This is a genomic window from Seonamhaeicola marinus (assembly GCF_008085455.1).
In genome coordinates, this window is sequence record NZ_VSDQ01000409.1 from 207,351 (window position 1) to 230,130 (window position 22,780).

Consider the following 22,780-nt stretch of genomic DNA (forward strand, 5'->3'; position numbering starts at 1 on the left):
AATGAAAAACTATCTGCTACTCTTTACTATTTGCTGCACCCTTATACAATGTAAAAACCCGATAAAAAAGGAAAACACCATTCATACAGAGCAATCCAAAAGCATGCAGCAATTAAAAAGTGATTTTATAGCGCAACGTTTTGGAATGTTTATTTGCTATAACATTATGTCTTATGGTGCCAAATGGGGAGAGGCTAATTATCCAATTGAGGCATTTAATCCTCAGAAACTAGATTGTAACCAATGGGCTGAAGCGGCAAAATCTGCAGGTATGAAGTTCGGTTTACTAACCACCAAACACCATGAAGGTTTTTGCTTATGGGATAGTAAATTTACCACCTATGATGTAGCTTCAACACCCTATAAAAAAGATATAGTAAAACAATATGTTGATGCCTTTAGAAAGAAAAACTTAGGTGTTGGACTCTACTATTCTATTTGGGATAGTACCCACAACATAGATAAAGACAGTATAACCTCTAATAAATTAGATTTTGTAAAAGGTCAGATTACAGAGCTCTTAACTAATTATGGTAAAATAGACTACTTTGTAATGGATGGGTGGTACTGGAAAATTGGACATCATGAAATTCCATACCATGAGATAAGAACTTTAATTAGAAAACTACAACCAGATTGTTTAATAACCGACCATACACACCTGCAGGCTCCTTACCATATGGAAATCCCTTATTTTGAAGGGCCATTTGGAGCCTTCCCTAAACCAGGAAATAAGATGGCCTCAGCTCTGGGACACTGCAGTGTAAAAGGGAATGGTTGGTTTTGGAGTGAAAAAACTCCAAATGGATTAATTGAAGGCGATGGCATTGAAACCATTCTGAACAAGCTCACCACTTGCGAAAAACGCTATTGTAACTTTATGCTCAATTGCATGCCTAATAGAGATGGGCTTTTGGATACTATTTATATTGACTTGTTAAAAAATATAGGTTCAACATGGCAACCTGATACTTTAAGACCTAAGCTTCCAAAACAGGCCCCTCAAATCTTAGAAAGTATCCCAATAAAGTCTATAAATACAACCAGTGGAAATGCCGAACATCTTTTTGACGCTCGTCAGGAAGGAACAGACCATTTTCATTGGGAGTCCAATACTAGTTTCCCACAAACCATAACTTTAGATTTAGGAAAATTAGAGCACCTCAATACACTTCTTATCGTTCCTAATCACAGATGTAAACCAGCACCAGAAACAGCTTTAGAATTAGGAAATCTTACTGAAGCTAAACTTTATATTAGCGAAGACCGTCACGCTTTTAAAGAAATAGCTCATGAACATTGGGAAGCAAATTCTACTTATAAAACTATTTCTTTTAACAACTCTAAAGCCAGATATATTAAACTAGAAATTTTAAATGCTGTGGGCGAACGTGCTATAATTTCTGAATTAGAAGTTGGGCGGTCAAAAAAGAACTAAAGTTTCTTTGAAATAAACTACCTTTAAACGGTAAAACTCAAGATTTAATGAAAAGAATATCTCAACTATTTATTACGCTCTTAATCTTAATCATTAGCTCAAATTCATGGGCACAAAAGAGTAATCAATCTACTGCAGATCAAAATGTTTTAGATTTTCTAAATCTTAAATTCGGAATGTTTATTCATTATAATATGGGAACATATCATGCCGAACAATGGGCTTACCCGTTTCATGACCCTAAAACGTTTAAACCCTCTGAATTAGACTGTAACCAATGGGCGAAAGCTGCAAAATCTGCAGGTATGAAATACGGAGTGTTTACTACAAAGCATCATGATGGGTTTAGTTTATGGGATACTAAAGTGAGTAATTATGATATTGCTTCTGCCGAAAAGCCATATAACAAAATTGATATCGTAAAAGAGTATGTAGATGCTTTTAGAAATGAAGGCTTAACCGTTGGTCTTTACTTTTCTGTTTGGGATAGGCATCACGGCGTGCAACATGGCAATATAAATGAACAAAACATAGCATTTACTAAGGAACAACTTACTGAATTACTAACTAACTATGGTGAAATAAATTGTATAGTGATTGATGGTTGGGGCTCACGTTGGGGGAACGGTCCCAATTTTGAAGAATTACCATATCACATTTTAGCAGATCATATTCATTCTATTCAACCTAATTGTTTGGTTATAAATCATAGCTGCAGAGCCGATTTGGCATATACTCAAATTGTGCATTATGAAGCCACGCACGGACAGCACATACCTTATGACAACACATTTCCATCTCAACAAGGCCCCGTAATGCAACCGTCTTGGTTTTGGGAAAAAGGCTTTGAAAACTTAGAATTAAAGCCTGTAAAAGATATTGTAAACGAATTAAGCTACACCAATCAATACTACAGCAATTACCTATTAAACGCAGCGCCCAATGATAAAGGTTTAATGGATGAAAACGTTATTACAAGATTACAAGAAGTTGGAAACGCAATACAACTTTCTGAAGCTCGTACAACACTACCCAAAGTACAACCACCTCATAAAAATGTAAAAGTTACAACCTCTAGTACCCTATCAGAAAAAAACATAACAGAAAGAAACCTGCTTGACCTCAACCTTTTCACTGCATGGAAAGCCGATAAAAATGACGCTAACCCCTGGATTGAATTGGATTTTGGAAAAAAAGAAACATTCAACTATTTCTCCATGCATGCAGGGTATAAGAAGTCTATTCAGAAATATGAAATAGAAGTTTTCCTTAAAAATAAATGGGTACATCTATTTACGGGAGGTCCCGCAACGTTTCATGAGAAATATCCTTTTAAAGAAGTAAAAGCTCAAAAATTTAGACTGAAGGTTTTAGAAAAAAAAGGTATCCCAGAAATTGTAGAATTGACCTTTGTAAAGTATTAACCACACCTCATTTTACGATTACATTGACCTAAAAACAGAGTTTTTAGGTCAATTTTCCTACTTTAAAGGCTTTTTTACCTAGCTGTTCTATTTTCAATTTAACAAGTCCCTTTTTAGACGCCATTCACCAGACATTCAGTCTGAACAAAACCTAAACAAGTAAGTTGCAAAAATTGACAATAGCAAAAATACCTACTAATAAGAGCCCCTTAAAGCTTGTCAAAAGGGCTTTAATTCCTAGTGAATTCACTAGCTCACCTCTTTTATTACAAACTGCACATTAAAAAAGACCAAAACAAAACGCCTTTCTTTTAAAAGTATCCATTTAGCAACAAAAAACTAACAAAAGACTGAATAATGCTCAGAATTACAAAATGGCTGTTCAGTTTTTATTGAGGGTGCGCATACCTTACTTTGATTCATGATTTGATAGTTTTACCTCTGTCTAATTATTAAAAATATAATATTTAATGTGTTTTGATGCGATATTATCATTGCGATCAAAAAACTAACTAACTAATTCATCACTATGAAAAGACAGAAATTAAAATTACTTAAGGTAAACACCCTTCTTCTCTTCCTTATTTTAGGAATAGGTTGGGTTCATGCTCAAGACAAAACTATTAAAGGTGTAGTAACCGCAGAAAGCGGTCTTCCATTGCCAGGGGTAACCATTCTCATTAAAGGATCATCCTCTGGAACAGCTACAGATTTTGATGGTAACTATCAACTAAACGCAAACGTCAATGACGTGTTGGTTTTTAGTTTTATTGGCTACAGCTCAAAGGAAATCACTGTAGGTAACCAAACAACCATTAACGTTTCACTTGCTGAAAATTTATCGCAATTAGATGAGGTTATAGTTGTTGGTTACGGTAGTCAAAAAAAGAAAGAGGTAACAGGTGCAGTTGCCCAAATTAGTGCTGAGGAGATTTTGGAAGCTCCAGTACCAGACATTCTTGCATCGCTACAAGGTAAAGTAGCAGGTGTTAATGTTCAGGCTGCCAGTGGTCGTCCTGGTGAAGCATCTAATATTCAAATTCGAGGATTGGTATCTCTTAATGGAGGGGAGCCTTTGTATGTTGTAGATAATATTCCTCAAGAAAGCAATCCCAATATTGCTCCAGAGCAAATTGAGTCTATTGATATCTTGAAGGATGGCGCGTCGGCTTCTGTTTATGGTGTACGAGCAGCTGGTGGCGTTATTTTAATTACAACTAAAAAAGGTAAAGCCGGTAAAATGAAAGTAGATATTAGTACCTATACTGGTATCCAAAACATTACTTCAGGACCAGCGTTGTCCAATACAGCAGGTTACCTTTACAATAGAGAAACTACGGCTGAAGCAGCTGGAGGTGAACCAAACACATTTTTCTTAGATGCCAATGCACTAGATTGGGATACAAATTTTGTTGAAGAAGTAACAAGCAATAATGCTCTAGTACAAAATGTCTCTGCTAATATTTCTGGTGGAACTGAGAGCCTTACTTTTAACTTTAATACCAATTACTTTAAACAAGATGGTGTAATTAAAGGGTCAGACTTTGATAGGTTAACCAATAGAATAACGGGTCAATTTAACAAAGGAAAATTCAAAGCTTTTGCATCTATAAGTATGACCCAAGAAAATAGAAACCAAGAACCCTTCAATTTTTATCAGTATGGCGTAGGTCAAGCACCTCATAACAGACCATTTAATCAAATACAGTCTCAAGGTAATGCGGTAGTATTGGATGTTGATAATGAAGTATTTTTCAGTTTCCTATCCAGGCAATTAGACAATGTAGACGAAAGAGAAAACAATAATTATAGTTTGGCTCTTAACCTTGAATATGAAATTGCAAATGGGTTAAAGTATAAATTAAATATGGGGCGTAATCAATTTAACTTTTTTAGAAAGTTCTTTCAGCCACAATATTTAGCTATCGATAGAGCTGGAAGATTAAATGAGTCTGCATCCAGACTAAATGCGTCTTTACAGGAATTTTACAATTTCGCTACAAGAGAAACCATTGAAAACATCCTAAATTATAAGAAATCATTTGGTAAGCATAACTTAGAACTTTTAGGTGTTATTTCTTATGAAAAATTCAAAAATAAAAATATTTCCGTAGGCGTATTATATGACGATATCGCATCCAATGATGTACAAGTATTATCTAATGGAGCGGAAGCAATTAAACCTACAGGTAACAATTTTCAAAATACTATAGCTGGTAAGCTAGCAAGGGTTCAGTATAATTATGATGGCAAATACCTGCTCACCGCAAGTTATAGAAGAGATGGTTCTTCTAGATTTCCAGAAAATAACAGGTATGCTGATTTCTTTGGAGTATCTGCCGGTTGGAATGTAAGTGATGAAAAATGGTTTAACATTGAAGGTATTAACTCTTTAAAGCTTAGAGGAAGTATGGCTGAAACAGGGTTTAATAATATTGGAGATTATAGATTCCAACAGATTATTGAAACTGGAGTTAATTATCCTTTTGGCCCTGATGAAGATGTTGTATTCGGTCAAGTTCAAAGACAATACAGTAATCCAGATGTGGCTTGGGAAACTACCATTTCTAAAAATATCGGTATTGAAATAGGTCTTTTTAACAATAAATTAAATATCACTGCAGACGTATATCAAAATGATAAGGAAGATATGTTGATTAATCAACGTTTAGCACCATCTACAGGTACGTGGCAACCATTTGCCGAAGGCGCCTACAATACAATCCCAGTTAATGCTGGAAACATGGTTAATAAAGGGATTGAAATAGGAATAAACTATAGAGATCAAATTGGTGATGATTTTAAATACAGCATATCTGGTGCATTCTCTAAGAATTCAAATGAGGTTACAGAACTAGACGGTGTAACTAGAGGTTTTGCAAATGGCTTTATCAATGTAAATGTTCCTACTGGAGAAGCAACCACCTTTCTTGAGGTAGGTCGTGAGGCTTATGCTTTTTTCCTGTTTCAAAATGATGGGGTAATTAAAACTACCGAAGAATTGGCAGAATACCAATTGTTAGATAATTCTGCTGGTGTTATTAGTACGCCTCAACTAGGAGATTTGCGTTATAAAGACACTAACGGAGATGGTGCTTTAACTGAAGATGACAGGGTGTATTCGGGATCAGGTATTCCTAATTTTGATGTCGGATTAAACTTTAATCTAGAGTATAAAAACTGGGATTTAGCATGTCAAATGTTTTATTCTAATGGTGCCAAAATTTATAATGGAGGTAAGAATATTGCGTATACTTTTGGACGTCATCAAGATCAAGTATTTCAATGGACTCCTCAAAATCCGGATTCTAATATTCCAACATACAGACAAACATCTGGCCATTCCAATATTAAGCCGTCATCAGACTATTGGTTAGAAGATGGCACGTATCTAAGAGTTAGAACACTTTCTATTGGCTATACGGTTCCAGGAACTCAAAAAATCGGAATTGAGAAACTTAGAGTGTATGTAAACTCATTAAACCCATTCACTTTTACCGAATACAATGGATATGACCCTGAAGTAGGAGGTAATGGTATATCAAATAGAGGGATAGATTTCGGTAATTACCCTGTATCACGTCAGTTTATGATGGGACTACAATTAAGTTTCTAAAAAAATGAATATTATGAAAAAAATACAAAACAATTTATTTAAACTTACACTGCTTTTTTTACTTGTTATTACAAGTAGCTGTAACGAAAGCAGTTTCTTAGACGAACAAAACCCAAATTTTATAACACCTGAGACGTTTTGGAAGACTGAAGGACAATTTCAAGCTGCTCTAGGTAGTGTATATGGTGCTTTGCAATATCGTTCCATTAGTGGTGCCGAATTAGTACAGGAATTTGTTTTAGGAGATATAGGAGGTACAGAATCTTGGTACAGACCTTTTGCGTTTAGAAACCTTGCATTTAATAACACTAGTATTCATGTAGTTGATAAGTGGGAAGAATGTTACGTTGGTATTTTTAGAGCAAATCAAGTTATTGTAAATCTAGAAACAGTAGGTGAAGATGTGATGGACGATGACACAAAAGCAGTAATTGAAGGACAGGCTCGTTTTTTAAGAGCGTTTTTTTATTGGCAATTAGCGCATTCTTACGGAGGTGCAATGATACATACGGATATTGCACGTGCTACAGAAGATTTCAATAAACCACTTTCAAGCATTGAAGAGGTTACAAACACTATTATCTTACCGGACTTAGAGTTTGCAGTAGACAATCTACCAGAAACATGGCAAGGAGAGAATGTTGGTAGAATTACTTGGGGAGCTGCCACATCTATGTTAGGGAAGGTGCATTTGTTTGAAGAAAACTGGCCAGAAGCTGCTAGTTTATTTAAACAAGTTATTGATTCCGGTATTTATGCGCTTACAAGAGATATCACGGATAACTTTTGGCATGAAAATGAATTCAATGAAGAATCAATTCTTGAGGTGAATTACTCTTTTGATATCAACTCTGGAAACTCGGGGTTCCCTGTAGATGACACACCATTTAATACAGGTTCTGAATCAACTACGTTGTCTACAGAAGTAGGTCGTTTAGGTGCTGGTGGTTTTAACACCGTACTTCCTACGTACAATCTTCATGAAATGTTAGTTGATGATGAGGTAGATCCAGATAACCCAATCAATGACGAAAACCTTCAATCTAGAAGGATGTATGGAACCATTGCCCCACAAAATGGAGAAGGCCTTTGGTATCTTGAACCTTACGGCACAATCGGCGGATGGGGCGGCGGCCAAAGTGCTTATGTAAAAAAACACTCTAACTGGTATCATTTGCCTGCAGAACCAGCACAAGGACGTAGTGGTATTAATTTTAGACAAATACGATATGCCGATGTACTTTTAATGTACGCGGAGGCCATTATTGAATCTAGTGGAGATTACATGACCGCTATAGAATATGTAGATATGGTAAGAAGCAGAGCTGGAGTTTACACCTTACAACAGTACATGGATATGAATAGTGGAACATTTCCTCAGTTACATGTAAGCAAACAGGTTGTGCCTAATCAAGTTAATGGAGACCGTCCGTTTGTTGCACCAAGTGCAGAAACTGTAATGACACACATTCGCCGTGTTGAAAGGCCATTAGAGCTTTGTTATGAAGGACACAGGTGGAAAGATTTAGTACGTTGGGGTATTGTTCAAGAAGTTTTTGATGACCTTAGAGCTGATGAAATTTGGCGTCAAAATAACTTAGCTTCAATTCAAGACCCAACTGAGCAACCATTTGTAATAAATGGTCAAGTTAGACCAGATTTTACTGTAGCTCAAAGTATCTATGATCCCGCACAGCATGACTATTTTCCAATACCAAGTACGGAGATACAGTCTAATGAAATTTATAATCAATAAAAATTGCTTATCATGAAAAATTTAAAATATTTAAGTATTCTTTTTGCCGTAAGCCTGTTTTTTGTAGGCTGTGGAGAAGACTTGTCTGTTGAAACAATGGACACAAATCACAGAATTATTGTTACCTCTGAAATGGATTTTGACAATACCGTTTCAGTAAATGGACACATAGACTTTGGAGATATTTCCAGAGGTGTAATATCAAGAAAATGGACTATGCCAGGAGGCACAGACGTATCTGTTATTGCTGAAAACGGAATGAGCACTTCAACAAAACAAGTTATTAAAGGTATCTTTTATAAGCCAGGTGTTTATGATGTTACATTGAACCAAACTTTTGGAGGTGACGTTTATCCTAATGATGACAGTACAGAGCCTATAAACAGCAGAGTATTAGACACAACTATAGTAGTTACAGTTCTAGATTCTCTAAGAGCTAGTTTAAAGTTATACTATATAAATGATGATAATACTACTGGAGATGAGTTAGTTTTGGCAGATGGTGCTGAAAACGAAGTTACGGCAAGTAAATCTGTTAGGCTTACTTATACTGCTGTTGGAGAAGAAGACAACGTTGTTTGGACCTCAAATGGAGGTAAGCCAGAAATGATTAACACTACTTTAAATGAGGTTGATATGAGATTTAACAAGCTAGGGTCTTGGGACTTAGATTTCTTAGCTTCAAGATTTCGCCCTCGAGATGCCGATACAATCTCTTTTAAAAAGATCATAAAGGTTATTCCTTCTACCGATCCTGTTGTTTTAGAACGTGTATATGAAAAAGCAGGAATGGTCGCCCTAGAGTTTAGTAGAGATATGGATCCTACTAGTTTAAACAGAAATAATTTCTCTTTAAGATTAGAAAACAACGGAAATACCATTAACCCTGCAATTTCAAATGTTATTTTAGACGAAAATGAAAACAACATTGTATTATTAGAACTTGATGCAGAACGAATGTATGACAACGACTTAGCGTTTGTTTCTTATGCTCCTGGAAATCTTAAAACTGCTGATCAAGTAGCGGCTGACGCCTTTACGGACATTGAATCTATACCATTCAATACTAATATTTATGATTCTTCAGCGTTTGACGGTGGGTTCGAATCAACTACGGCGGCATCTTCTGGAGGAGATTGGCCGTATCAAGGTTGGGGAGGCAACTGGGGTGAATACGATATAGATATTAACTCAAATAACCCAAGAACCGGTAGTCAAAGTATGGATATTACATTTAGATCCAATGGAGGTATGATTATAGGCGGTAGTGGAAATTTCCAACTTATAGTTGGTCAAGAATACGAGTTAGGTTATTGGGTGTATGTTGATGCAGATTTAAGCAACTCACCAACTGGCACTGCCACTTCAGATATCCGATTCTATGCCTCTAACTGGTCAATGGCTGATTTAGGCATAAGCAATTTAAACCCTTCATTCCCAACCGGTCAATGGGTATATCAAAAATTCTATTTCAAGTCTACTACAGATGCAGAAATAACATGGTTGATTAGAGGAAATAACGAAAATAATGCTGATCCCATCAGATTATATTTAGATGATATGTTCTTAGCAGAAGTAGAGCTAAGACCTTAAACCCGTTAGTTTTGAATAAGAAAAGAGCTTGTTAAATAGACAAGCTCTTTTTTTTTAGACTTAACTCAAACTTAAAATGCCGACATAAAATCTACCAAATTTGTACCCTTATCTATACCTAACTTCTTTCTAAGTCTATACCTTGATGTATGTACACTTTCTATTGTAATTCCCATTAATGACGACATTTCTTTACAAGAAAATCCTAGTTTAATTAAAGCGCACATTTTTAAATCTGTTGGTCCTAGTTTAGGGTACTTTTTTCTTATGTTATTGTAAAAACTCTGATTAATAGACGTAAACCTAGCATCAAATTCATCCCAATTTCCTCCTGGAGCATTTTGGAAACTACTAATCATTCTATTTATAGCATTAACATCTACTCCATTTTTTTTGGTTATACTCTCCTTTAGTTTTACAATAAACTCCTCCTTTTCTATTAACTGTAAGGCAGAGGCTGTTAATTCTCTATTCTTTAAAGCCATAACCTCATTAGTTTTTTCCTTTTCTAACTTATGTTTTCTTCTTAAATTTCTAACAAAGAGAATTCCATAAAGCAACAAAAAGACAACAACCACTCCCATTAAAATATTCTGTAGAAAAGCTATCCTCTTTTGATTTTCTAGCTTTTCGATTCTGGCTTCTTTAAGAAGTGTCTTCTCCTTTTCTTTTTGCAATCTAAATTTATCCTTAATTTCTATTAAATGCTTGTTATTCCTACTACTTCTTCCAAATATTTTCTCGTTTAACTCCTGCCCTTTTTCCTTAAAATAAAATGCTTCCTTATAATTTGCTTTCTTGTAATACAAATCAGATAGAATTTCATAATTAAATTGTTTATACCCTAAATGTCTGTTATAAATTTCAGAGAACTTAAGAGATTCTTTGTAATACTTAATAGCCTGATCAAACTTATTCTCCATCCTATAAACCTCGGCAATTAAATAATAAATTACTGTTAAATAGGAAGGATCTGCCTCTTGAAAAAATGTTTTCGCTTCATTCAGCATAAAATGAGCATCTTTATAGTTACCTCCAACTGCAGCTTTATAATAGGCCTTCTCCGATTCTACATAAAATGATTTTTGTTTTGGCTCAATCTTATTTCTATGAATCTCACAACTATCTAAATATACCTTAGACATTCTTAAATCATTATTAACTCTATAACAATTAACAATAGCAAAGTAATTACTGATTAAATAGCCTCTATTTATTTTCCCTTCCTCTAGTAATTTTTTCTTCAACTTAAGAGACAAGTTAAAATATCTGAGCGACTCTTCTTCCCTCCTATAAGAATTATACAGCCATCCTAATTCCTGATAAACTCGTGCCTTTGACACCTCATCTTTTGATAAATCTGCCAGTATTAAAGCATCCCAATAACCATCGTAAGATTTCCCATAATCTAACACATTATCGTACAATGACGAAAGGTGGCAAAGTGTATTAATTAAATTAATAGTGTCTTTTTGCTCCCTATAATATGTTACACCTTTATTAAGATAATACACCGCACTATCCAACTTTTTAGTAGTATGCAAATTGGACTTGTCAATAAATCTATTTGTATCATAGGGCTTTTGCCCATGCATTACAAAAAATGCAAAAAAAGTAATAATACCTAATACGCTTTTCAAACTTAAACAACACTTCATTTTCTTTAATCTTAAATAGTTTTAGTCTAAACACTTTACGAACTTATTCTGAACAGCTAGTAAATTATTCTAATCTATTTCAAGATACTACTTGAAATTTTAGAGTGTATTAAAATTGAGGCTTTTTTTCCTCCTGTTCAGTTTTTGTTGATGAAAAAAGAGCCCATTCTTACACTTTAAAATTGATATTTGTGATTATATCACCCTAAAAACCAAGAATCTAAATTGAGATAATCAACAGTAATATTTACAAGACATATAGGCATTCTTGATGGTATAGAATGCTCAAAAATTGAGACGTAAAGCTGTAACGCTTTACCATTTTTCTATAATTTAAACGCTAATTAAAATGATGACAAAAACAAAATTATTAATTACACTTTCTGTTATAGCTTTATTAGCTACTGGTAGCTCCAGGGCACAGGTAGACAAAAAAAGCAATCCTGAAAACCTAGAATATGCGCAAATATCTAAGGAACAAATTGACCACTTAGGAATAACAGATATTAACCACCTAAGTGCAGCATCTAAACGTGCTCTTAAATGGCCAACAGACTTAGGTAACGAGTGGTTCATACAATTTGGGCAATTACAACCTCTAAAAGGCGATTTAGCATATGAAGATGGCGTGGTAAGAAGAGATCCTTCTGCTATGATAAAACATAATGGTAAATACTATGTATGGTATTCAAAAAGCACAGGAGAAACGCAAGGGTTTGGAGGCGATATAGAAAATGAAAAAGTATTCCCTTGGGATAGATGTGATATTTGGTATGCTACATCAGAAGACGGCGAAACTTGGAAAGAAGAAGGTATTGCTGTAAAAAGAGGAGAAAAAGGATCTTATGATGATAGATCTGTGTTTACAGTAGAAATTATGGAACATGATGGAAAGTATTATTTATGCTATCAAACAGTTAAATCACCTTATAACGTAAGAGTTAAAAATCAAGTTGGATTATCTTGGGCAAACTCTCCCGATGGTCCTTGGACTAAGTTAGATGAACCAATTTTGAGTCCAGCTGATAATGGTGTTTGGAAAGGTGATAACTTACAAGATAGAAGTATGGTAGAGAAAAAAGGGGATTTTGATAGTCACAAAGTACATGATCCATGCATTCTTCCATACAAGGGGAAATTCTACTTGTATTATAAAGGTGAGCAGATGGGAGAAGAGATTACGTTTGGAGGTCGTCAAATTCGCCATGGGGTAGCTATTGCAGATAACCCATTAGGCCCTTATGTTAAGTCGCCTTATAACCCTATAAGTAACAGTGGTCATGAGATTTGTGTATGGCCATATAATGGAGGAATTGCTTCGTTAATTACAACTGATGGCCCAGAAAAAAACACTATTCAGTGGTCGCCAGATGGTATTAATTTTAAAGTAATGTCTGTATTACAAAGTGTTAATGCACATGCCATTGGACTAAATAGAACAGCTAATATTGAAAAAGAACCTACCGAAATTCTACGCTGGGGGTTAACTCATGTTTACAACAGCTGGAACTACCAAAGTATAATGAAATTTACCTCAAGAAGAGTAACAAAAGCTCCATAATAAAGCTTCAATAGCCTTTAATATAAAACAAAAAGGTTTAAACTAAACTCCCAGATTAAAAGCAGTTTTAATCTGGGAGTTTTTTGATTTAAGAACTCTTTGAAAGGGTTGTTATAATAGGTTTAATTTATTCGGAATAAAATTTATAGGGATGAGATTATACCAAAAAAAAAGGGTATGAAATCATTCATACCCCCCAAACTGAAACAAAACTAATTTGAACTAAACTAAATTTTCCAATTAACTAGATAAAATTCATGTTTGATGTATTACAGACTAAACAGTCTATTGCGCCTCTAATTTCCAGGTTCTAACCCAATCAATACGCATCGTATTTTTAGTATCATCGTTTAATTCGTTCTGTTCTGGCAGTCCACCCAAATAACATTCTTCAGAAGTCCATAAGTCAAAAATCAACTCAAGGTCTCTGGTAAAATCCTGATTAGTCACCACTCTTCCCGCTTCTTCTCCATCTAAATAAAATTGCACTGTACGCGCATCTATCCACCAAGCACCGACTATATGATAATCTTCATTCCAAGTCTTATCCTTTTTTGGATTTTCGGGTAGTAACCAACGTGTATCATAATTATCTTCATGCCTTTCTGTTACACCAGATTTGGCTATAAAATATTGGGAATTCATTTGTGTTGGAAACAAATGTGTGGTCCATGGAAAATTGGTAGTATTTAAAGACGTATCTATACAACCCTGTGTTGGGTTAGAATTGTTCTCAACAATATCTATTTCATCTCTATTATCAATATCACCATTATTCATCCAAAATGTATTAAATGCAGAAATATGAGCCGTTTTCATACTACATTCTGTATACATGGGATAACTAATTTTTGTTTTAGAATGTACACGTGCCGTTTGAAACCAATTTACTGGATCATTTCTTAACGTAGCTTTAATACATAATTTGCCATCTTCTACAAATGAATTCTCTTCACGCATCCAAACAGGTGTATTCCCGTAATTCCAGAAGGAGTTAAACCATTTATCAGAATCCCAAGCATCAAATTCATCAGACATTGCTTCTACTTTTACCCATTGCATTCCTGCCGGGGTAGTATCATCTATTGAAACAAAAGAAGGTAAATTGGGATCCATGTTTTCAAAATCTTCGGTAGAAGGACCAGGAACTTCATTCACTGTAACCTCCACATTTGCCATATCTTCGTTAGTATCTTTGTCAACAATTCTGTAGCTAAAACTATCACTACCAAAGAATCCAGAATTTGGAATATATTCAAATACACCATCACTTACTTCCGAAACATTTCCGTTAGAAGGATTACCTACTAAACTATAATTGTTGGTATCTCCTCCGTTACTTCCTATTTGATCATTTAAAGAAACATCTACCTGATTTTCTGGTCCCGAACTACTATTCTCATTAACAGTAAGAACATCATCGTTAGCTGTGGGCCCAGAGGGTTCATCTCCAGAACTTGATGAACATGAAACCATCATACTTATCATAGTAGACATAATGAATAAGTTAACTTTCATAAATTATTGTTTTAGTATTTAAAATGTGTTTAGTAATTGCTTTTGGGGATATTTTGCAGTGAAATATTTAAATATCCTTGTGTATCAATTCAAGTAATATTACAAAACAATCATGGTTAAACAGTTCTAATCTTTCACCTAAAACCATTTGTTTAGTTTTTCTTGAGCATTTCAAAACTCAGTTACTTTAGTCCTTCTTCTTTTAGCACTCTGTTCAGTTTTTATATAGGCTGGTAACCATTAGATTATTTAGGAATAGTAATACTTTCGGGTAAACACATTTATTATGATACCAACACAAAAGACACCATTAATTAGAAAAAAAAATATTTTTAAACAACTGCTCCTTGCCTTAATAACCATCTTTGTTATGAACGTGAGTACTGGACAAAACTCCCTTAAAAAAGAAAGTTTGAACAACGAAGTCCTAAAAGGAAAGGTTACCGATTTAAAATATATATGCGTTCATGTCCTTGAACTAGAAAAAACCTTAAAACTGTACCGAGAAATTCTGGGTTTTAAATTAAGTGAAGCCGAAGTTCTTCATGGTCCCGGTCTTGAAGGCATGTTAGTATTGAAGTTAAAAGCTAATGATTTAACTATTGGACTCTCTTTAACAGCTCCAGAATTTTGGCATACCGTTGGGGCTGTTGGCAATACGAACCACAATCATTTTATGCTAAAAGTGGACGATATAGTTCCTATTGGTAATAAGTTAAAAGCTGAAGGTTATGCATTAGAAAATGAAAACTATGCAAAAGATAAATACACATTTTTTGTTGGTCCAAATGGTGAAATTATAGGGTTATCAGCTTGGGATTAAAAACATAAAGGCAAATGAAGACATTTAAGACAAACATCTCGTTGCTCCTTATTCTTTTGAGTTTTAGCACAACCTTTTCGGCACAAAACACTAACAAACAAACGAGTTCTAATGGACATGCCGAAACATTTGAAAGCACATCCTATAAGCGATTTCGAGAAGGAAAAATTAGATATGAAATGTATAATGAGTTTAATACTAATTTTAAATATTCTAAGCTTGAAGGTTTTGAATTTGAAAAGGGTATTGAACGTTATTATCCCTCCAGCATTATAAAAGTTGATAGCCTGTATTACATGTGGTATTCTAAGCCTATGAGTAACGCACAGGTTGTTGGCCCTCTTGATGCCAACAGTACAACAAGAGCCTTTCATTGGGATTTATGTGATATTTGGTTTGCAACGTCTAAAGATGGCTATAAGTGGGAAGAACAGGGCAAAGCTGTAATTAGAGGCCCCAAAGGACGCTATGACCACAGAAGTGTTTTTAACCCAGATATCTTGGTAGCTAATGGCAAATACTATTTAGTCTATCAAGCAGCCGAAAGTTTAAACCATGCCAGATGGTCTAAACTATTTAAAACCTCAGGGGATTTTGTCCCTAATGTCTTAGGAATGTCCGTATCAGATGCTCCTACGGGCCCATGGAAAGCCCTAGATACTCCTATTTTAGAACCAGGATCTCAAACTTCTTGGGATGGCGAGGTTATACATGAGCCTACTTTCTTTGTAAAAGGCGGACAATATTATTTATATTATAAAAGCAATGGCAGATTACCATGGCAACCAAATATTAGTCCTGGAGATTTTAACAAAGAACAAGCAGATATGCCTCTTGCTACAGGTGTTGCTATTTCAAACCACCCAGAGGGGCCTTATATTAAATCTAAATACAATCCTGTTTTAATTGGAGGCCATGGGAGTATGGTTTGGGCATATAGAAATGGGGTATGTGCTACACTGCCAGAAGGACCTGAAAGAAATAGCATACTGTTTTCTGAAGATGGAATAAACTTTCATCCCGTAATTCAAGGTTTAACTGTTCCAAAAGGAGGTGGTTGCTTTAGACCTAGTAGTTTTGCAGATGTTGACAAAACTCCGGGACAAGGAATTACTTGGGGTGTTGGGCACGCTCTTCATCCTTATTATCATTTTGTACGTTTTGAGTGCGACCTGTCTATAGAACATGGTAATCGTATAAATGAACAATACAACAAGATTAAGACATATATGAAAGCTACTTTAGACTAGCTCTTATGCTTTTAATCCATTAAGCTTATTAAGGCTATTCATAACAGTTAAAAAAGTAAGCACATTATATAGCGTAGGTCTTTTGCTTAGTATGTCTTTAGTTTATTCTTGACCATGGCAGGTCAAAGTTCTAACTTTCTAAGGGAAAGCTATTGCAATTATCATCAAAATGATTGCCTGATTCAGATTAATTATAAGGAATATATCTAAATCTTAGTAGCGAACAATTGTTCCATAATCTACGTCCGATTCACAACAGCACCCACCCTTCGTTAGCATCCTAAGCAAGAGGGTGCCATGGTCTTATCGTGCAAGTTATTCCATGGAAAAGCACCTCAAAAGCCAGCTGTTGGTATCCCTCATTAAAATAGTGTTCGCGTTGGTTTACCCTTTTATTACTGCCAATCCCCTTCATCTTTACTAAAAAACAACAGTCTTTTTTAAATGAATTTTTCACCCATTAAAAACGAATTCTCACCCCTTCCCTTAGGGGTACATTTGTTTTTTTTACAAAAAAATAAACGTTATTTGAATAGATTGCACTTATTCACAATAATCAAAAAAAAACTAAACTAAAGAAGCCTATACATACTTCTCTTTATTTGAAAAGTGCAGACATTATACTTTAATTAAGTGACATGTAGCTTTTGGTAAAAACTTATGTTAAAACGTATTATTTACCTATTTAAATTTTATTGCTGTACAAGAATAAAATTATGAGACCAAATTTATCAGAATGTACAATAGATCGGAATTTTTAAAAAGTTCGTTTACGCCTATATTTTCAAGCAAGGAATAGATATAAAATTATTTCAAAATCAATTGAACTGTTTACCTTCTGAGTATAAAAATAACTATGGAAAAAAAAATTCAACAAAAGCATAAAATAACTAAAACTAAAATGATTAAAAATAAAACTATATACCTGATTTTACTGTTCATAATAACAACAGCAACCAACAAAATATTTGCAAATAATACGGATAAGGAACCTGTAGAATATTCTAAAGCAGGCTATTTAAGCGTTCCAAATAGTGGCAGGGAGGTATTTAATTTCAATTTAGGTTGGCGCTTTTTTAAGGGATCGGTAGATAATGCCGAGGCTGTAGATTTCAATGATAGTAATTGGGGAATTATAAATTGCCCCCACGGGTTAGAATACATACCAGACCAATCAAGTGGCTGTAATAATTATCAAGGAGAAGCTTGGTACCGGAAACATTTTGTTATTGGTAAAGAAATGAAAGACAAAGTGATAAAATTACACTTTGAAGCTATCATGGGAAAAAGTAAAGTGTTTATAAATGGTAAAATAGTTGCCGAGCATTATGGTGGCTTTTTACCTTTTTCCGTAGATATCTCCCCATACATTCATTTTGATAAAAAAAATGTTGTTGCAGTTTTGGCCGATAATAGTGATGACCCTATTTATCCACCTGGAAAACCTCAAGAGGTATTAGACTTTAATTATTTTGGAGGTATCTATAGAGATGTATGGTTGGTTACTACAAATGCAGTTTATGTTACCAATCCTAACGATGTAGATAAGTTAGCAGGCGGTGGTGTGTTTTCACATGTTTCACTGTTACCGAACGGAGATGCTAAAATTAATGTTAAGGCAGATATACAGAATGCAGGAAATAGCTTAGAGAAGATAAAAGGAAAAGTTCTTTTAAAAAATCATACAGGAGAAATAGTCTCAACTAAAACAGTTTCTTTTAAAATACAGGCAAACAAAGATTACCTAATTGAAGAAGAGCTCTATGTTAAAAAGCCGAGATTATGGTCTCCGTGGTCTCCAACACTTTATCGATTAGAAATTATTTTAATTAATAATAAAAGAAAAGTGACCGATGGTGTGGCTCTAAATATAGGAATTAGAACTATAGAATTTAAAGGAAAAGAAGGCCTATTTCTTAATAATAAACCTTACCCAGGAAAGTTAATTGGGGGCAACAGACATCAAGATCATGCCTTGGTTGGTTTTGCTATTCCCAACAATGCACATTGGAGAGATGCTAAAATATTCAAGGCATCTGGTAATGATATCGTACGGGCAGCCCATTATCCGGCCGACCCTTCTTTTATGGAGGCTTGCGATGCCTTAGGTTTGTTTTATATTGTGGCTACTCCAGGTTGGCAATTTTGGAACTCGGATCCCATTTTTGAAGAAAGGGTGATTTCGGATATTAGAAATATGGTTAGAAGGGATAGGAATCACCCCTCTGTACTTATGTGGGAGCCAATTTTAAATGAAACATCTTACCCCGATCATTTTGCAAAAAAAGTACATGAAACAGTTCATCAAGAATATCCATATCAAGGTGCTTTTACTGTGTGTGATTTTCATGCAAAAGGTCAAAAATACTTTGATGTAATCTATACACATCCTTTTAACAACTTCGTGAATAAAAACAATGCTAAAACAAAAGAGAATCTTAAAGCATTGGGCTTTGATTTCAGCAAAGAAACAAGAAGCACTTTTACAAGAGAATGGGGCGACTGCGTAGATGATTGGAATTCACATAATTCCCCTAGTAGAGCTTTTAGGGGCTGGGGAGAAAAAGCACAGTTAACTCAGGTTGAACATTATGCCGACCCAGGCTATGTATATACCTCGTGGGAGGCATTATACAATACGCCCGCACAACATGTTGGCGGGGCACTTTGGCATACATTTGACCATCAAAGAGGGTACCATCCAGATCCTTTTTATGGTGGTATAGCAGACTTTTATCGTCAACCTAAATATTCGTATTACCTTTTTGCCAGCCAAAGAGATATCTCTGAAAAAAATCCGCCCATGGTATACATTGCACATGAGATGACCCCGTTTTCCGGTAAAGATGTGAATGTTTTTACGAATTGTGATGCCGTAAGGTTAATTGTCTATGAAAAAGATACTATTGTAAAAAGGGCAAAAGATTTTAATTTAAAAATGCCACACCCCATTATAACATTCGAAGACGTGTTTAATTTTATGGATGTTAAAGAAAAACACCGTTCACGGAAAAAACAGGAAGCATCCATTATAGCTGAAGGATTAATAGATGGAAAAGTAGTTGTATCCCATAAAAAAATGCCTTCATTAAGACCTAGTAAGATAGAATTAAAACTAGAAAACAATGAAGTCCCCCTAGTTGCTGATGGATCAGATTTTGTTCGTGTTATTGCATCTGTAACAGACAGTGAAGGAAATGTTAAGCGTTTAAATGAATCCCACATTACTTTTGAAGTAAGTGGAGAGGGAAGTATTATTGGAGATGCATCAATATATACGAACCCACGTAAAATATCTTGGGGAACAGCTCCAGTTCTTATTAGGGCCACTACTGTACCCGGAGAAATAACAGTTAGAGCGTATATAGCTCATGATGGAGAACATATTCCTTTATCCGGAAAGCTCACGTTTTCAAGTATAGTTTCAAAAGATAATTATAGTCATATAGAAATAGGAAAGGAAAATAAAGACGTTAGAAAAACAAATGAAGACTCAAAGCATGTTTCTAACCAGGTATTAAAAGATAAGATAAAGACGTTAGAAAAAGAACTTAATAATCTAAAGTTAAAAGAGGTAGAAAGGCAACAACGTGATTTTGAGGGGAACTAACTTTTTTGCTATACATCGTATCCATTGAAAAACAGAAAACATTAGAGCAAATACAACGAAGGGAATAATATATTACCAATGATCCAATTAAAAACAACGTCCATATTTAGCAAAATATTAGTGTTTATTAGTTTAATGTTTATGTCATGCATGGATAAAGATGTCCACGACAAAACAAAAACAGGTCGTTTAAAGCTATGGTATAATGAGCCGGCCAAAGCAACCGTTACGGATGGTACAGATAGCTGGAAAGACGATCCGGAATGGCTTAAGGCCTTACCATTGGGTAACGGCGCTTTAGGAGCCATGGTTTTTGGAGATGTAGATAAAGAACGAATTCAGTTGAACGAGGAAAGCATGTGGTCCGGTAGTCCAAATAATGACAATAACCCAAAAGCATACCCTGCCCAAGCTAAGATTAGAGAATTACTTTTTAAAGGGAAGTATAGAGAAGCAACAAAGTTTACCCAAGAAACGCAGATTTGTGAGGGCAAAGGCTCTGGGCGAGGCCAAGGGGCCACATTACCTTTTGGGTGTTTTCAAACTCTAGGAGATTTATGGATAGATTTTGAGAATCAAGGGAACTATGAGGATTACTACCGTGAATTGGATCTGGAAGACGCCATAGTTCGTGTGAGTTATACAAAAAACAACGTGCAATACAAACGGGACGTATTTGTTAGCGAACCAGACCAATTGATGGTAGTAAGGTTAACTGCCAATGCACCAGGAGCCATCTCTTTTACAAGTTCATTAAGCAGACCAGAACGTTTTACAACAAAGGTAGAAGACGATCAATTAGTCATGTTCGGCGCATTAGATAATGGAAAAGGAGGCAACGGCCTAGAATATATGGCGCGGTTGACTGCTTTGAACAAAAATGGCACGGTAAGTTATAGTGATGATGGTATTGTAGTGCAGCAAGCAGACGAAGTACTACTATTATTATCGGCGTCTACCAATTATGTTTTAGATTATCCCAGCTATAAAGGGCGTGATTACGAAAAACTAACAGCAAAGCGTTTAGAGAACGGAAAACAAAAAACCTATGCACAACTTTTAGAAGCCCACACAAAAGACTATCAAAGCTATTTTAAACGCGTTAGCCTTAAACTAGATCAAGTACCGGATACCGTTCCTACAAATAAAAGGCTTCAAAATCTGAAAACATCAAAATCGTCGGATTTACGTTTAGAGGAACTATTATTTCAATATGGGAGGTACTTGCTTATATCCTCCTCCAGACCAGGAACCTTACCAGCCAACTTGCAAGGTATTTGGGCCAATAAAATACAGACGCCTTGGAATGGGGATTACCATACCGATGTTAATGTTCAAATGAACTATTGGATGGCCGAAGTAACCAACTTAAACGAGATGCATTTGCCATTGTTTGATTTGATGGCTTCATTACAGGAACCAGGAGCCATAACAGCCAAGACACATTATAACGCCAACGGATGGGTGGTGCACCCTATAACCAATATTTGGGGATATACCGCACCGGGAGAAAAGGCTTCATGGGGAATGCATGTTGGTGGTGGTGCATGGTTGACCACACATATTATGGAGCATTATTACTTTAATTTGGACAAAACTTTCTTAAGGCAAAATTATCCTGTTTTAAAAGCATCTACACAATTTTATATGGATTGGTTAGTGCCCGATCATAAAACAGGAGAATTGGTCTCAGGGCCTTCAGTATCGCCAGAGAACACTTTTATAGCCCCAGATGGTAGTAATTGCCAAATATCCATGGGACCTGCACATGATCAACAGGTCATATGGCAACTGTTCAAGAATTTTATCGATGCTTCCGTAGTTTTGGGAATTGATGATGACTATGTTGCTTCAATAAAGCGTGCACAAGCGCAACTGGCAAAACCAAAAATTGGAGATGATGGACGTTTAATGGAGTGGGCTCAAGCTTTTGAAGAAGTAGAGCCAGGGCATAGACATATTTCACATTTGTTTGCCCTACATCCGGGCTATCAAATTGATATAGAACAAACACCAAAATTGGCAATGGCGGCCAAGAAATCATTGGATTTCAGAATAAAGAATGGCGGCGGACATACGGGTTGGAGTGCTGCATGGCTTATAAGCCAGTACGCACGTCTGGGAGAAGCGGAAAAGGCCTATAAAAGTTTACAGACTGTTTTAGCAAAAAGCACCACCTCTAATCTATTTGGTCTACATCCACCTTTTCAAATGGATGCCAACTTTGGAACTACCGAAGGTATTTCTGAAATGTTGCTTCAGAGCCAGTCTGGAACCATTAGATTGCTCCATGCATTACCAGATGCTTGGGCAACAGGTGAGGTAAAAGGACTTTGTGCACGAGGCGGTTTTGTTATAGATATGGAATGGAAGGATGCCGAACTTACAGAAGTAAAAGTGCACTCTAAAAGTGGGGGCACATGCAAAATTGGCTACAAAGGCAAAACCATCTATTTTGAAACACAACAGGGACAAGATTATTTTCCTTTACAAGCGCATCATTTAAAAGAATAAATAACCCAATCGGCTACAA

At 35.4% G+C, this 22,780-nt stretch carries 12 protein-coding genes; 10 read left to right on the plus strand and 2 right to left on the minus strand.

Features of this window, described 5'->3' with window-relative positions:
* Position 1 precedes the first annotated feature (1 nt).
* The 5 genes from FUA24_RS06030 to FUA24_RS06050 all read left to right on the plus strand — a co-directional run bounded on the left by FUA24_RS06030 (position 2) and on the right by FUA24_RS06050 (position 9,827).
* Positions 2 to 1,438: an alpha-L-fucosidase gene (locus FUA24_RS06030; protein WP_148540584.1), complete on the plus strand. Its 1,437-nt coding sequence runs from the start codon at positions 2 to 4 to the stop codon at positions 1,436 to 1,438.
* Between the two features lie 47 nt (positions 1,439 to 1,485).
* A complete protein-coding gene (locus tag FUA24_RS06035; protein WP_148540587.1) occupies positions 1,486 to 2,862 on the plus strand; it encodes an alpha-L-fucosidase in 1,377 nt (458 codons plus the stop codon).
* Between the two features lie 529 nt (positions 2,863 to 3,391).
* Entirely contained in the window at positions 3,392 to 6,478 is a 3,087-nt protein-coding gene (locus FUA24_RS06040) for a SusC/RagA family TonB-linked outer membrane protein (RefSeq protein ID WP_148540589.1), read from the plus strand.
* A gap of 13 nt (positions 6,479 to 6,491) precedes the next feature.
* Positions 6,492 to 8,234 carry a RagB/SusD family nutrient uptake outer membrane protein gene (locus FUA24_RS06045; protein ID WP_148540591.1) on the plus strand — a complete coding sequence of 581 codons (1,743 nt, stop codon included), beginning with the start codon at positions 6,492 to 6,494 and terminating at the stop codon, positions 8,232 to 8,234.
* Between the two features lie 12 nt (positions 8,235 to 8,246).
* The gene (locus tag FUA24_RS06050) at positions 8,247 to 9,827 is read left to right on the plus strand and encodes a carbohydrate binding domain-containing protein (protein WP_148540593.1); all 1,581 of its coding nucleotides are present in this window, start codon (positions 8,247 to 8,249) and stop codon (positions 9,825 to 9,827) included.
* Positions 9,828 to 9,898: 71 nt separating this feature from the next.
* Here the strand turns inward: FUA24_RS06050 and FUA24_RS06055 are convergent, their stop codons facing one another.
* Complete coding sequence (locus FUA24_RS06055) at positions 9,899 to 11,467, minus strand: tetratricopeptide repeat protein (RefSeq protein WP_148540595.1); 1,569 nt, start codon at positions 11,465 to 11,467, stop codon at positions 9,899 to 9,901.
* Positions 11,468 to 11,834: 367 nt separating this feature from the next.
* On the opposite strand from FUA24_RS06055, the gene FUA24_RS06060 reads away from it, so the two are divergent.
* Complete coding sequence (locus tag FUA24_RS06060) at positions 11,835 to 13,046, plus strand: glycoside hydrolase family 117 protein (protein WP_148540596.1); 1,212 nt, start codon at positions 11,835 to 11,837, stop codon at positions 13,044 to 13,046.
* Positions 13,047 to 13,331: 285 nt separating this feature from the next.
* On the opposite strand, the gene FUA24_RS06065 is transcribed toward FUA24_RS06060, so the two are convergent.
* On the minus strand, positions 13,332 to 14,564 hold the full coding sequence (locus tag FUA24_RS06065) for an Ig-like domain-containing protein (RefSeq protein WP_187388187.1): 1,233 nt from the start codon (positions 14,562 to 14,564) through the stop codon (positions 13,332 to 13,334).
* Positions 14,565 to 14,850: 286 nt separating this feature from the next.
* Here FUA24_RS06065 and FUA24_RS06070 point away from each other — a divergent pair, with 286 nt between their 5' ends.
* From FUA24_RS06070 to FUA24_RS06085, 4 genes are all read left to right on the plus strand, one after another.
* Positions 14,851 to 15,387 (plus strand): VOC family protein, encoded by a 537-nt coding sequence (locus FUA24_RS06070; protein ID WP_148540599.1) that lies wholly within the window; start codon positions 14,851 to 14,853, stop codon positions 15,385 to 15,387.
* A gap of 14 nt (positions 15,388 to 15,401) precedes the next feature.
* A complete protein-coding gene (locus FUA24_RS06075) occupies positions 15,402 to 16,637 on the plus strand; it encodes a glycoside hydrolase family 117 protein (protein WP_148540601.1) in 1,236 nt (411 codons plus the stop codon).
* Between the two features lie 856 nt (positions 16,638 to 17,493).
* Positions 17,494 to 20,247 carry a glycoside hydrolase family 2 protein gene (locus tag FUA24_RS06080; protein ID WP_222861322.1) on the plus strand — a complete coding sequence of 918 codons (2,754 nt, stop codon included), beginning with the start codon at positions 17,494 to 17,496 and terminating at the stop codon, positions 20,245 to 20,247.
* A gap of 150 nt (positions 20,248 to 20,397) precedes the next feature.
* Entirely contained in the window at positions 20,398 to 22,761 is a 2,364-nt protein-coding gene (locus FUA24_RS06085) for a glycoside hydrolase family 95 protein (RefSeq protein WP_222861323.1), read from the plus strand.
* Positions 22,762 to 22,780 lie beyond the last annotated feature (19 nt).